The organism is Aeromicrobium sp. JP4 (assembly GCF_054957925.1).
Genome location: NZ_CM143290.1, coordinates 523,052 through 536,693, shown reverse-complemented (window position 1 = coordinate 536,693; position 13,642 = coordinate 523,052). Strand labels below are relative to the sequence as shown.

11 protein-coding genes and 2 riboswitches are annotated in these 13,642 nt (G+C 73.3%); of the genes, 7 read left to right on the top strand and 4 right to left on the bottom strand.

Features of this window, described 5'->3' with window-relative positions:
* Positions 1–9: 9 nt before the first annotated feature.
* A riboswitch (cobalamin riboswitch) is annotated at positions 10–154 on the bottom strand.
* Between the two features lie 70 nt (positions 155–224).
* Complete coding sequence (gene cbiE / locus ACY1JX_RS02705; RefSeq protein ID WP_462565129.1) at positions 225–1,433, top strand: precorrin-6y C5,15-methyltransferase (decarboxylating) subunit CbiE; 1,209 nt, start codon at positions 225–227, stop codon at positions 1,431–1,433.
* Positions 1,430–2,185 carry a precorrin-4 C(11)-methyltransferase gene (gene cobM / locus ACY1JX_RS02700; protein WP_462565128.1) on the top strand — a complete coding sequence of 252 codons (756 nt, stop codon included), beginning with the start codon at positions 1,430–1,432 and terminating at the stop codon, positions 2,183–2,185. The genes cbiE and cobM overlap by 4 nt, the downstream gene beginning before the upstream one ends.
* On the opposite strand, the gene ACY1JX_RS02695 is transcribed toward cobM, so the two are convergent.
* Genes ACY1JX_RS02695 through ACY1JX_RS02685 form a run of 3 tightly spaced genes read right to left on the bottom strand, consistent with a single transcriptional unit; the run spans position 2,186 to position 5,225 of the window.
* The gene (locus ACY1JX_RS02695; protein ID WP_462565127.1) at positions 2,186–3,688 is read right to left on the bottom strand and encodes a precorrin-2 C(20)-methyltransferase; all 1,503 of its coding nucleotides are present in this window, start codon (positions 3,686–3,688) and stop codon (positions 2,186–2,188) included.
* Positions 3,685–4,350, bottom strand: coding sequence for a precorrin-8X methylmutase (locus ACY1JX_RS02690; protein ID WP_462565126.1), 666 nt, complete (start codon positions 4,348–4,350; stop codon positions 3,685–3,687). The genes ACY1JX_RS02695 and ACY1JX_RS02690 overlap by 4 nt, the downstream gene beginning before the upstream one ends.
* The gene (locus ACY1JX_RS02685) at positions 4,347–5,225 is read right to left on the bottom strand and encodes a nitrite reductase (protein ID WP_462565125.1); all 879 of its coding nucleotides are present in this window, start codon (positions 5,223–5,225) and stop codon (positions 4,347–4,349) included. The genes ACY1JX_RS02690 and ACY1JX_RS02685 overlap by 4 nt, the downstream gene beginning before the upstream one ends.
* 49 nt (positions 5,226–5,274) lie before the next feature.
* Positions 5,275–5,455, top strand: a riboswitch (cobalamin riboswitch).
* 55 nt (positions 5,456–5,510) lie between these two features.
* Between ACY1JX_RS02685 and ACY1JX_RS02680 the strand changes: the two genes are divergently transcribed.
* From ACY1JX_RS02680 to cobF, 5 genes are read left to right on the top strand one after another with little or no spacing between them, the layout of a single operon-like run.
* On the top strand, positions 5,511–6,539 hold the full coding sequence (locus ACY1JX_RS02680; protein WP_462565124.1) for an ABC transporter substrate-binding protein: 1,029 nt from the start codon (positions 5,511–5,513) through the stop codon (positions 6,537–6,539).
* Entirely contained in the window at positions 6,536–7,558 is a 1,023-nt protein-coding gene (locus ACY1JX_RS02675; protein ID WP_181755684.1) for a FecCD family ABC transporter permease, read from the top strand. The genes ACY1JX_RS02680 and ACY1JX_RS02675 overlap by 4 nt, the downstream gene beginning before the upstream one ends.
* Entirely contained in the window at positions 7,555–8,316 is a 762-nt protein-coding gene (locus tag ACY1JX_RS02670; protein WP_462565123.1) for an ABC transporter ATP-binding protein, read from the top strand. The genes ACY1JX_RS02675 and ACY1JX_RS02670 overlap by 4 nt, the downstream gene beginning before the upstream one ends.
* A 49-nt stretch (positions 8,317–8,365) precedes the next feature.
* Positions 8,366–11,965: a cobaltochelatase subunit CobN gene (gene cobN, locus ACY1JX_RS02665; protein WP_462565122.1), complete on the top strand. Its 3,600-nt coding sequence runs from the start codon at positions 8,366–8,368 to the stop codon at positions 11,963–11,965.
* Positions 11,962–12,741 carry a precorrin-6A synthase (deacetylating) gene (gene cobF / locus ACY1JX_RS02660; protein WP_462565121.1) on the top strand — a complete coding sequence of 260 codons (780 nt, stop codon included), beginning with the start codon at positions 11,962–11,964 and terminating at the stop codon, positions 12,739–12,741. The genes cobN and cobF overlap by 4 nt, the downstream gene beginning before the upstream one ends.
* On the opposite strand, the gene ACY1JX_RS02655 is transcribed toward cobF, so the two are convergent.
* Entirely contained in the window at positions 12,729–13,619 is an 891-nt protein-coding gene (locus ACY1JX_RS02655; protein WP_462565120.1) for a sulfite exporter TauE/SafE family protein, read from the bottom strand. The two genes, cobF and ACY1JX_RS02655, sit on opposite strands and share 13 nt — an antisense overlap.
* Positions 13,620–13,642: the final 23 nt, after the last annotated feature.

The following is a 13,642-nucleotide window of genomic DNA, read 5'->3' as shown; positions in this document are numbered from 1 at the left end:
GCGGGCAGCGTCGCGGGTCGGATCGAGGCCGGTCTTCGGACTTCCCAGGTCTGTGCCTGAGTCACCGCAGCGGGCCCTGTGCCGGATTCTCACCGGCTTCCCAGATTCTCCCCGTGGCCATCGGCCGTGGGGCACCTCGAACCTTCGACCACACCCTAGACGCCGCCGGCAGGCCTCGGGCAGGGGGCCCGACCTGCGGACCCGGCGGGTTAGGGTGCTCGACCATGGATGCGCACGTGACCGTCGTCGGAGTCGGGGCCGACGGCTGGGATGGCCTGCCGGAGTCCTCACGGTCGCTCGTGGGGGCCGCCGCCACCCTGCTCGGCGGACGCCGTCACCTCGACGCGATCCCTGCGGTTGCAGGGCAGGACCGGGTCGCATGGCCCTCCCCGTTGCGTGAACGGCTCCCCGCCCTGCTGGACGAGGCGCGCGAGCCGGTCGTCGTCCTCTCGTCCGGCGATCCGCTCGTGTCCGGCATCGGCACCACGCTGCTCGAACTGCTCGGTCTGGAGCGGGTCACGGTCGTCCCGGCGGTGTCGTCGGTCGCGCTGGCCCGGGCGCGGATGGGCTGGCCGGCCGAGTCGGTGACTGTCGTCAGCGTCGTCGGGCGCGATGTCCGGCTCGTCGTCCCTGCGCTCTCAGCCGGGCGGCGGTTGCTGGTGCTGTCGAGCGACGAGACCACTCCTGCGGCCGTGGCGACGCTGCTCGCCGACCTGGGCTGGGGCGACTCCGAGCTGGTCGTGCTGGGCCACCTCGGCTCCACCGACGAGTCGCGGGCCACGTCGACGGCGCGAGCCTGGGACATCACCGACGTGCCCCGCCTCAACGTCCTGGCGGTGGAGGTTCGCGGCTCCGGCCCGGGCTGGGCGGCCGGGGGAGTCCTGCCCGACGACGCGTTCCAGCACGCCGGCCAGATCACCAAGCGCGACCTGCGCGCCAGTGCGCTCGCGCGGCTGGCGCCGGCCCCGGGCCAGTTGCTGTGGGACGTGGGCGCCGGCAGCGGCTCGATCGGCGTCGAGTGGATGCGCGCCTGGCCCAGTGCCCGGGCGATCGCCGTCGAGCCACGACCCGACCGCCTCGCGCTCATCCGCGGCAACGCCGACGCCCTGGGAGTCCCCGCGCTCCAGGTCGTCGAGGGCTCGGCTCCCGAGGCGCTCGAGGGTCTCGACCGGCCGGACGCGGTGTTCGTCGGCGGGGGAGCGACGGTCGACGGGGTCCTCGACAGCTGCTGGGACGCCCTGCGGCCCGGCGGCCGCCTCGTCGTCCACGGCGTCACGGCCGAGACCGAGGCCGTGCTGCTCGAGCGATACCGTCGCCACGGCGGCGAGCTCGTCCGCCTGCACGTCGAGCGGGCCGAGCCGCTCGGATCCTTCACCGGCTGGACGCCCGCGCGCGCCGTCAGCCAGTGGTCCGTCACCAAGGGAGACTCATGACCGTCCACTTCGTCGGGGCCGGCCCCGGTGCCGCCGACCTGCTCACCCTGCGCGCGGTGCGCCTGCTGGAGGCCGCCGACGTGTGCCTCTACGCGGGTACCTACCTCGACGCCGAGGTGCTGGGGCACTGCCGCGAGGGCGCCCGTCTGGTCGACACGCAGCACCTCGACCTCGACGAGATCACGGAGCACCTCGTGAGTGCGCACGCCGAGGGCCTCGAGGTCGTCCGGCTGTGCTCGGGCGACCCGTCGCTGTACTCCGCCGTGCACGAGCAGGCACGTCGGCTCGACGCCGCGCAGGTGCCGTGGGACGTGACGCCCGGGGTGCCCGCCTACGCCGCCGCGGCCGCGATCGTGGGTGCCGAGCTGACGGTTCCCGAGGTCGCTCAGTCCGTCGTGCTGACCCGCACCCAGGCCCGCTCGACCGCCATGCCCGAGGGCGAGCGGCTCGCCGCCTTCGCCGCGACCGGTGCGACGCTGGCGCTGCACCTGGGGATCACCCGCACGCGCGAGCTGGCCGCCGAGCTGGCCGAGCACTACGGCCAGGACTGCCCCGTCGTGGTGGTGTCGAAGGCGACCCAGCCCGACCAGCTCGTGCTGCGCGGCACGCTGGGCGACATCGGCGGTCAGGTGGAGCAGGCCGGTCTGCGGCAGGCGGCCGTCATCCTCGTCGGGCCGGCGCTGGCACCCGACGTGCGCGGCGGCGAGTCGTTCCTCTACGCCGCCAGCCGGGAGCGCCGCGCTCGCGGCTGATCACTCGACGTAGCGAGGGCTCCAGACGCGTCCGGACGGCGTGACCCGGGTCGACGAGGCGCCGATCAGCAGCAGGCACTTCATGTCGACGGTCTCGGGATCGAGGTCGCCGAGCGTCGTGACCGTGAGGCTCTCCTCGGCGCGGCCCACGTCGCGACCGACGACCACGACGGTGCCGGGCGACTTGTGCTCCAGCAGCACGGCCTTCGCCTGTGCCACCTGCTCGGTGCGCGACCGCGACCGGGGGTTGTAGAGCGCCAGGACCAGGTCGGCCTCGGCGACCGCCCGCAGGCGGCGCACCACGACGTCCCAGGGCTTCAGCCGGTCCGAGAGGCTCATGACGGCGAAGTCGGCGCCGATCGGCGCGCCGGCGCGGGCGGCGACGGCCTGCACGGCCGAGATGCCGGGCACGACGCGGACCGAGACGTCGGCGTAGCGCGGGTCCTCGGCGGCCTCGAAGACGGCCGAGGCCATCCCGAAGATCCCGGCGTCGCCGCCCGACACCACCGCGACCCGCTCGCCGGCCAGGGCGAGGTCGAGCGCCTCGCGGGCCCGGTCGACCTCGACCGTGTTGCCGGAGGCGTGTCGGACGAGACCGGGTCGCTGCGGGACGCGCTGCACGTAGGGCCCGTACCCGATCACGTGACCGACCTCGGCCAGCACCTGCGAGGCCTCGGGCGAGATCCAGTGGTCCGGTCCCGGGCCCAGTCCCACGACGACGACCTCGGCCTCGGCGGCCGGGGCGACGGCCTCCGCGGCAGGGTTGTCGTAACGCGCCACACCGGGCCGGGTGTCGCCGGGCACCAGGACGATCGAGAAGTAGGGGACCGTCTCGGGATCGACGTCCGCCACGGGCAGCACGCGCTCGGCGTCCATCGAGGCGCGCTCGACGTACCAGGAGCCCTCGACGCGTCCGGCCTGCTCCAGCGCGGAGCGCACCTTCGCGAAGGTCCGGCCGAGCTTCATGATCACGGCCCCGTCGGTGTCGGCGAGGCGGCGGGCCAGCTCGGGCTCCGGCAGGGTGCCGGGCAGCACGGTCAGCACGTCGGTCTGGCGCACGAGCGGCAGCGCGGTGGTGGCCGTGGCCGCGGCGAACGCGGGGACGCCGGCGACCACCTGGGTCTCGAAGTCGGGCGAGAGCCGGTCGTGCAGGTACATGAACGAGCCGTAGAGCATCGGATCGCCCTCGGCCAGGACGACGACGTCGCGGCCGGCCGCCAGGTGCGCGCGCACCCGCTCGGCGCACTCGGCGTAGAAGTCGGCCATCGCCCCGGCGTAGCCACCGGGGTGCTCGGTCGTCTGCGTCGTCACGGGGTAGACGAGGGCCTCCTCGACCACCCCCGCCGGGATCAGGTCGGCCGCGATCCGGCGCGCGTTCGACTGCTTGCCCACGCCCTGGTGGAAGACGATCACGTCGGCCGCGCCGATGAGCCGGGCGGCCTTGAGGGTGATCAGCTCGGGGTCGCCGGGGCCGACTCCGACGCCGTACAGCCGCCCGCTCACTCCGCCTCCTGGGCCAGGGCGTTGAGCGCCGACGCGGCCATCGCGGATCCGCCCCGGCGTCCGGTGACGGCGAGGAACGGCACGTCGAGGCCCGGATCGTCGGTCGCGAGGTCGATCAGGGCCTGCTTCGACTCGGCGGCGCCGATGAAGCCCACCGGCGTGCCGATGATCGCGGCCGGCCGCGGACCTCCGTCGCGGAGCGTCTCGAGGAGGTGGAACAGCGCCGTGGGCGCGTTGCCGAACGCGACGACCGCGCCCTCCAGCCGCTCGGTCCAGAGCGACACCGCGGCGGCCGACCGCGTGGTGCCCCACTCCTTCGCGAGCGTCGGGACGGCGGGGTCGCGCAGGAAGCACAGGACGTCGTTCTCGCGCGGCAGCCGGGCCCGCGTCACGCCGGCGGCGACCATGTGCGCGTCGGTGATGATCGGGGCCCCGGACTCCAGCGCGGAGCGGGCCGCGGACACCAGACCGGGATGGATCACGAGGTCCCGGGTCAGGTCGGTCTGACCGCACGCGTGGATCATCCGGACCGCCACCTTCTCGGCGTCCGCGGGGATGCGCGACAGGTCGGCCTCGGCGCGGATCGTGGCGAAGGAGTCGACGTAGATCGCGGCGCCGTCGGTGACGTAGTCGTAGCGGCGCGACGGTGGGGCGAGAGTCATGCGTTCTCCAGGTCGGGGACGATCAGGGTGCGCCACGGCGTCACCACGAGGTGCTGCGCTCCGTGCGCGCGGACCTCGTCGAACAGGCGGGCGTCGAGCCGGCCGTCGGGCACCGGCAGGTGCCACGCGATGCGGCCGTCGACCTGCTCGATCCTGCCAAGGTCCGGGGGAGCGCTGCTCACCCGGGTGCCGGGGTGGGGCTGCGACGGTGAGGCGAGCAGGGCCGCGCCGCCGCCGGGGAGCTCGTCGACGTGCCAGGGCGACTTCGCCCGGGCTCCCGCGAGCTCGACGAACCGCGAGGCGAGCGCTGCGAGAGCCTCTGGGGCGGCGGGCAGGGGGACCACGGGCCCCCACGATGCGCTGCCGACACGGACCTGGGCGGTGTCCGCGTCGAGGGCGACGAGTCCCAGGTCGAGGTCCCGGTCGAGCACGTCGCCGCGCCCGTCGTCGAGGACGAAAATGAAGCGGCCGGCCAGGGCCGCGAGGGCCGGCTCGGCACACAGCCGGCGGTCGAGCTCCTCGACGACGGGTCGCAGGTCCGCCCGCCCGCCGGACCGGCCGGTGAGCGGCGACGCCATGACGTTGCGGATGCGCTCGTGCGACGTCGAGGGCATGAGGCCCGTGGCCATCACCGCGTCCACGACGGCGTCGGACAGGCAGCCGTCGTCGTGCGGGATCGCCCGCACCTGCAGGTTGGCACGGCTGGTCAGGTGCACCGTGCCGTCGCCGTGGTCCCGGGCGACGTCGAGGAGCCCTCCGAGGGCGTCGACCGACACGGCACCGCCCGGGATGCGGATCCGGATCAGGGCGCCGTCGTCGGCGATCCACGGGCGCAGCAGGCCGGGGCACAGGTCGCGTCGAGTCCGTCCGGTCACCCGGTCATGGTGTCAGGCACCCTCCTGGCGACGCGCCGGCGGACGGGCTGCTACGTTCGTGGCGCCAGTCAAACTCAGCGATGAGCCAGGGAACCCGGTGAGAGTCCGGGACTGACGCGCAGCGGTGAGGGTGACGGGCGGGGCACGAAGCCACTGGACCGAGAGGTCTGGGAAGGCGCTCCGTCCGGTCGATCCCGAGTCCGAAGACCTGCTGGCCCTCACGGCGACCGCCGTTTGGTCCACCGGGCTTCGCGAAAGAGCCCCAGACCTCGAAGGACCGCGTCCGTGCGTACTCCATCCCGTCGTCCCCTCGTCCTGCTCGTCGGTGCCGCGCTCGCGCTGAGCGCCTGCTCGAGCAGCGATGCCACCCCCGATCCCGAGACCGCCGCGGGCTACCCGCGCGAGGTCGAGAACTGCGGCCGCACCACCGCCGTCACGGCACCTCCCGAGCGCATCGTGTCGCTCAACCAAGGTTCGACCGAGATCCTGCTGTCCCTGGGGCTCGCCGACCGCATGGCCGGCACCTCCACCTGGACCGATCCCGTCATGAAGGGCCTCGAGGAGGACAACGCGAAGGTCGAGCGACTCGCGGACAGCACGCCCTCGATGGAGCGGGTGCTCCAGACCGAGCCCGACCTCGTCACCGCCTCGTTCGCGAGCGTGCTCGGCCAGGGCGGCGTCGGCACGGCGGACGCCTTCGAGAAGCTCGGCGTCCCGACGTACCTGTCGCCCGCCGAGTGCGAGGGCAAGGAGAACGAGGGCGACGGCGACGGCGCGCGCACCGGGGTCCTCGAGATCGACACGATCTACCGCGAGGTCACCGAGCTCGCCGGGCTGCTCGACGTCGAGGCGCAGGGCGAGGAGCTCGTCGCCAGCCTGCAGGACCGGGTGGCCGCAGCGTCCGCGAAGGCGCCGGACGAGGAGGTCACCGTCCTCTACTGGTTCGCCAACAGCGAGGCGCCCTACATGGCCGGCTGCTGCGGTGGCCCCGGCATCATCACCCGCGCCCTGGGCCTGAAGAACGTCTTCGACGACACGAAGTCCGAGTGGCCCCAGATCGGCTGGGAGACGGTCGCGGAGCGCGACCCCGACGTCCTCGTGATCGGCGACCTCACCCGCAAGAGCCAGACGGCCGAGACGGCGAAGGCCAAGATCGAGTTCCTCGAGACCAACCCGGTCACCCGGGAGATGACGGCGGTGAGGAACCGCCGCTACGTCGCCCTCACCGGCGCCGCCCTGAACCCCTCGATCCGCACCGTCGAAGGACTGGAGCAGGTCGCCGACGCACTGGCCGACTTCGGCTTCTCACGGTGACGACGACCCGGCGCGCCTGGTTCCTGGGCTCCGCAGGACTGGCCCTGCTGGTGGCCTCGGCCTGCATCGCGGTCACGATCGGACCCTCCGACGTGGGTCCGCGGTCGGTCGTGTCCCTGGCGTGGTCGCGACTGGCCGGGGGCGAGTCCGGGCTGAGCCGGATCCAGGAGGGCATCGTCTGGGACCTGCGGCTGCCGCGCACGCTGCTCGCCGCGGCGTGCGGTGCCGGGCTGGCGGTGTGCGGCGTGATCCTGCAGTCCCTGCTGCGGAACCCGCTCGCCGATCCGTTCGTGCTGGGCGTGTCCTCCGGGGCCTCGACCGGCGCGGTGTCGATCGTCGTCCTCGGGGTCGGTGCGGGTGCGGTGGGCCTGGCCGCCGGAGCGTTCGTCGGCGCCATCGGGGCGTTCCTGCTCGTGCTCGTCCTGGCCGCGGCGGCGGGCGGGACCACCGACCGCGTCGTCCTCGCCGGGGTCGCGGCCACCCAGCTGTTCTCAGCGCTGACGTCGTTCATCGTCTTCACCTCTGCCGACGCGGAGCAGACGCGCGGCGTCCTCTTCTGGCTGCTCGGGTCGCTGGGCAGCGCCTCCTGGTCCGACGTCGCGGTGGTCGGCGTGACCGTGGTCGGAGCCGTGATCGCGTGCCTGCTGCTGGCATCGACGCTCGACGCGTTCGCGTTCGGCCAGGACAGCGCAGCCACGCTCGGCATCGACGTCGCCCGTGCACGGCTGATCCTGCTCGTCGTCACGGCCCTGACGACCGCGGTCATCGTCAGCACCTCGGGGGCGATCGGCTTCGTCGGCCTCGTGCTGCCGCACGTCGCGCGGGCGATGGTGGGCGTCAACCACCGGCGCATGCTGCCGCTCGCGGCGATCAGCGGGGCCGTGTTCCTGGTCTGGGTCGACACCGCGGCTCGCACCGTCATCGCGCCCCAGGAGCTTCCGGTCGGCGTCGCCACCGCCCTGCTGGGCGTCCCCGCCTTCGCCCTCATCCTGCTCCGGCGGAAGGGTGCGCGGGCATGAACCTCACCGCTCACACCGTCTCGTGGTCCGTCCGCGAGCGGCTGATCGTCGACGGCGTCAGCATCACGGCCGCGCCCGGCTCGATGGTTGGGCTGCTCGGCCCCAACGGCTCGGGCAAGTCGAGCCTGCTCCGGCTCCTCGCGGGCCTGCGCGCGCCCACGACCGGCGTCGTCCGCCTCGGCGATGACGACCTCGCGTCCCTGCGGCGCCGCGAGATTGCCCAGCGGGTCGGCGTGGTCGAGCAGGAGTCCGCCACCGACACGGACCCGCTCGTGCGCGACGTCATCGAGCTCGGTCGCATCCCGCACCGCCGCTCCTGGCAGCCCGTGGGGGAGCGGGACGTCGAGGCCATCCGCCGCGCCGCCGCCGCGACCGGAGTCCTGGACCGCCTCGAGCAGCCCTACGCCACGCTGTCCGGCGGCGAACGGCAGCGGGTGCAGATCGCCCGCGCGCTCGCCCAGGACCCCGAGGTCCTGCTGCTCGACGAGCCGACCAACCACCTCGACGTCCGACACCAGCTCGAGGTGCTGCGACTCGTGCGCGACGCGGAGGTCACGGCCGTCGCCGCCCTGCACGACCTCAACCTCGCGGCGGCGTACTGCGACGAGATCGTCGTCCTCGCCGACGGCCGCGTCGTGGCCGCCGGAACACCCGTCCAGGTGATCACCGAGGAGCTCGTCGCCGACGTCTACGGCGTGAAGGCCTTCGTCGAGCGCCATCGCATCACCGGCGCGCTCACCGTGGTGTGGCAGCCATGACCCTCGATCTGCATCTCGCCTCCCCGACCACCTCCACCTAAGGAGCCCCATGACCCGCATCGCCCTCATGTCCACGTCGGACACCGACCTGCTCTCGGCCCGTGCCAGCGGCGCCGACTACACCTGGGCCAACCCGGCCCGGGTCGCGGACGAGCGGCGGGACGAGCTCACCGCCGACGCCGATCTCGTGGTCCTGCGCGTGCTCGGATCGCCCGAGGACGTGCGCGACGTAGCAGCGGTCATCCGGCAGTCCGGCCGGCCGCTCGTCGTGCTCGGCGGCGAGCGCACGCCCAACGCCGCGCTGATGGAGCTGTCGACGGTGCCGATCGGCATCTGCGCCGAGGCCCACCGCTACCTCGCCGAGGGCGGCACCGAGAACCTGCGCCAGCTGCACGCGTTCCTGTCCGACACGGTGCTGCTGACCGGTGAGGGATTCGAGCCGCCGGCGCTGCTGCCGGAGTGGGGTGTGAGCCGCCAGCCCGCGCCGAGCGACCTGCCGCGGGTGGGCATCCTGTACTACCGGGCCCACGAGGTCAGCGGGAACCACGCCTTCGCCCACGAGCTGGCGGACGCCATCGACGCCACCGATCGGGCCTGCGGGGTGCCGATCTACGTCTCGTCGCTGCGCGCAGCGGCCGACGAGCTCTTCGCCGAGCTCGGCGCCCTCGACGCGATCGTCGTCACCGTCCTGGCGGCCGGAGGCTCGAAGCCGGCGGCCGTGAGCGCCGGCGGGGACGACGAGTCGTGGGACGTCGAGCGTTTGCGGGCGCTCGACGTGCCCGTCCTCCAGGCGCTCGCACTCACCTCCAGCCGTGCGGAGTGGGAGGCGTCCGACGACGGCGTGACCCCGCTCGACTCCGCCACCCAGATCGCCATCCCGGAGTTCGACGGGCGCCTCATCACGGTGCCGTTCTCCTTCAAGGAGGTCGACGCCGACGGCCTGCCGCGCTACGTCACCGACGCCGAGCGCTGCGCCCGCGTGGCCGGCATCGCGGTGAACCACGCCCGGCTGCGCCACGTGCCGCCGGCGGAGCGGAAGGTCGCGCTCGTGCTGTCGGCCTATCCGACCAAGCACAGCCGCATCGGCAACGCCGTCGGGCTGGACACTCCCGTGTCGGCCATCCGGCTGCTCCGCCAGCTGCGCGACGCCGGCTACGACCTCGGTGAGCCCGGCGCGATCCCGGGTCTCGACCCGCTGCCGCCGGTCGAGGGGGAGGAGCCGGACACGACGTCGGGCAACGCCCTGATCCACGCGCTCATCGAGGCCGGCGGCCAGGACGAGGAGTGGCTGACCCAGGCCCAGCTGAGCGAGTCGCACGTGCGGATCAGCCGCGACGACTACCTCCGGTGGACCGCCCACCTGCCCGCTGCGCTGCGCGAGGAGATGGTGGAGACCTGGGGCGAGGCGCCCGGCTCGCTGTTCGTCGATGACGCCGGCGACATCGTCCTGGCGACCCTGCGGGCGGGCAACGTCGTGATCCTCATCCAGCCGCCGCGCGGCTTCGGCGAGAACCCGGTCGCGATCTACCACGACCCGGACATGCCCCCGTCGCACCACTACCTCGCGGCCTACCGATGGCTCGAGCAGGGCTTCGGTGCCGACGCGGTCGTCCACCTGGGCAAGCACGGCTCGATGGAGTGGCTGCCGGGCAAGAACGCCGCGCTGTCGGCGGCGTGCGCCACCGACGCAGCGATCGGCAGCATGCCGCTGATCTACCCGTTCCTCGTCAACGACCCGGGCGAGGGCGCCCAGGCCAAGCGCCGGGCCCACGCCACGATCGTCGACCACCTCGTGCCGCCGATGGCGCGGGCCGAGGGCTACGGCGACATCGCGAAGCTGGAGCAGCTGCTCGACGAGTACGCCAACGTCGCCGCGATGGACCCGCCCAAGCTGCCCGCGATCCGCCAGCAGATCTGGACCCTCATGCAGTCCGCCCAGATGCACCGCGACCTCGGCCTCGAGGAACGACCCGGCGACGAGGAGTTCGACGACTTCCTACTGCACGTCGACGGCTGGCTGTGCGAGATCAAGGACGTCCAGATCCGCGACGGCCTGCACGTCCTGGGCCAGGCACCGGCAGGGGAGGGGCGCGTGAACCTCGTCCTCGCGGTGCTGCGCGCCACGCAGGTCTGGGGCGGCCAGAACCGCGCCCTGCCGGGGCTGCGCGCCGCGCTCGGCCTCGCCGACGACGCCCCGATGGCCGAGGTCGACGCCGTCGAGGCTCAGGCCCGTGGCCTCGTCGAGGCGATGGAGAAGGCCGGCTGGGATCCGCAGGCGATCGACACGCTCCACGACGACCCGGTGGTCCGCGACGTCCTGCGCTTCGCGGCCGAGCAGGTCGTGCCGCGCCTCGCGGCCACGACCGACGAGCTGACGAACATCCTGCACGCGCTCGACGGCGGCTTCGTCCAGGCGGGCCCCTCCGGCTCGCCGCTGCGCGGACTCGTGAACGTCCTGCCGACGGGCCGGAACTTCTACACCGTCGACCCGCGCGCCGTGCCGTCGCGACTGGCCTGGGACACCGGCCAGGCGATGGCCGAGTCGCTCGTCACCCGTCACCTCGAGGACACCGGCGAGCACCCGCGCTCGGTGGGCCTCTCCGTCTGGGGCACGTCCGCGATGCGCACGTCGGGCGACGACATCGCCGAGGTGCTCGCGCTGATGGGCGTGCGGCCGACGTGGGACCCGGCGTCGCGCCGGGTCAACGGGCTCGAGGTCATCGGGCTCGAGGAGCTCGGTCGCCCGCGCATCGACGTCACCGTGCGCATCTCGGGGTTCTTCCGGGACGCGTTCCCGCACGTCATCGAGATCCTCGACGACGCGGTCCAGCTCGTGGCCGGCCTCGACGAGCCGGACGAGCTGAACTTCGTCCGAGCGCACACGCGGCAGGACCTCGCGGAGCATGGCGACGAGCGCCGCGCGACGACGCGCATCTTCGGCTCCAAGCCCGGCTCGTACGGCGCGGGCATCCTCCAGGTGGTGGAGTCCGGCTCGTGGCGCGACGACGCCGACCTCGCCGAGGTCTACACCGCGTGGGGCGGCTTCGCGTACGGCCGCGGGCTCGACGGCGTCGCGGCCAGCGACGACATGCGGACGAGCTACCGCAGGATCGCAGTGGCGGCGAAGAACATCGACTCGCGCGAGCACGACATCGCCGACTCGGACGACTACTTCCAGTACCACGGCGGCATGATCGCCACGGTCCGCGCGCTGACCGGCACCGAGCCCAAGGCGTACGTCGGCGACTCGACGACCCCCGACGCGGTACGCACGCGCTCGCTGCAGGAGGAGACGAACCGCGTCTTCCGCTCGCGCGTCGTGAACCCGCGCTGGATCTCGGCGATGCAGCGCCACGGCTACAAGGGCGCGTTCGAGCTGGCCGCCACGGTCGACTACCTCTTCGGCTTCGACGCCACGGCCGGCGTCGTCCACGACTGGATGTACGAGTCGCTCGCGAAGGAGTACGTCCTGGACGAGACGAACCAGGAGTTCATGCGCCGCTCGAACCCGTGGGCGCTGCGCGGGATCGTCGAGCGGCTCAACGAGGCGGCCGACCGCGGCCTGTGGGACGAGCCCGACCCGGAGGTCATGGCCGAGATGGCGCGCGTCTACCTGGAGGTCGAGGGCGACCTCGAGGACGACGCGTGACGCGCCGGCTCGCTCTCGTCGGCCTCGGCCCGGGGGATCCCGAGCTCGTCACCGCCCAGGCCGCGCGCGTCCTGAACGAGGTCGACTTCTTCCTCGTCGCGGACAAGACCGAGCAGCACCCGGGCACGGCCGACCTCATCACGATGCGCGAGGCGATCTGCGACCGGCACGTGACGGGGGAGTGGCGCATCGTCCACGTGCCGGATCCGGAGCGCGACCGTGCCGACCCGGCCGACTACGGGGCCGCCGTGCGCGACTGGCACGAGGCGCGGGCCGTGGCCTTCGAGGAGGCGCTGCTGGAGCACCCCGGTGACGCCGCGATCCTCGTGTGGGGCGACCCCGCGCTGTACGACTCGGCGATTCGCCTGGCCGACCGCATCGTCGAGCGCGGGAACTTCGACGTCGCGGTCGAGGTGGTCCCGGGCCTGAGCAGCGTCCAGCTGCTCGCCGCGCGGCACGGGCTCGTGCTCAACACCATCGGCGGCCCGATCACCATCACCACCGGGCGTCGCCTGCTGGACGACGCCGCCGAGGGCGACAACCTCGTCGTCATGCTCGACGGCTCGCTCACCTGCCGGAACCTCCCCGACCCGTCGGCCTGGCGGATCTGGTGGGGCGCGAACCTCGGCTCTACCGACGAGCAGCTCGTTGCCGGGCGGCTCGACGAGGTCGCCGACGAGATCACGGCCCGCCGGGCGCAGGCCCGGGCCGCGCGCGGCTGGGTGATGGACACCTATCTGTTACGCCGGCGCGTGAGCGGCGGTCAGGAGGCCTGAACCAGCACCGCGGCCCTGCGTTCGTCCCTCTCGCGGCGCCACGCCTTGGCGGCCACCGTGCCGGTGGCGCCGACAGCGAGCATGATCAGCACGGCGTCGAGCCAGCTCGGCAGTCCGCCCAGCGCATCGAAGATCGTGACGCCATTGACCAGGATCACCAGGCCGCCGACCATCGTGCCCATCGCGGCATGCGGGAGCCGACCGGCCAGGCGCGCCGCGATCGGGGCCATGACGATGCCGCCGAGGGCCAGACCGATGACGGGCAGCCACGGGATGCCGTGCTGCGCAGCACCGGTGAGGAATCCGAACGAGACGGAGACGGCCACCAGGAACTCGGCGGCATTCGCTGTTCCCACGATCTTGCGCGGTTCGTGACGCGTGACGGTCATCAGGCTGGGCGTCACGACCGGGCCCCAGCCGCCGCCACCGGTGGCGTCGACGAAGCCCCCGAGCAGTCCGATGGGGGAGAGCCAACGTGCCGTGTGGCCGTTCCTGGGCGTCGGGATCAGCCGCACCCCGAGCCCGAACCTCGCGAAGATCACCAGGCCGAAGAAGACCAGCAGGCCTGACATCCAGCCCTTCGCCGAGGCGAGGCTGATGTTGGTGAGCACGACGGCGCCCAGGAAGCCGCCTACCGCGCCCGGCAGCGCGACGCGGACCAGGACCGCCGTGTCGACGTTGCCCTCGCGCCAGTGCGACAGGCCGCTGATCAGCGTCGTCGGCAGCTTCGCTGCATGGGTGGCGGCACTCGCCGTGACGGGGGCGACGCCCATGAACAGCAGCACGGTGGCCGACGTGACGCCGAAGCCCATGCCGAGGGTGCCGTCGACGAGCTGCGCGAGTCCGCCCGCGAGCGCAAAGGCGACGACGATCCCCATGTCCACCTGCCTCCGACGTCCGT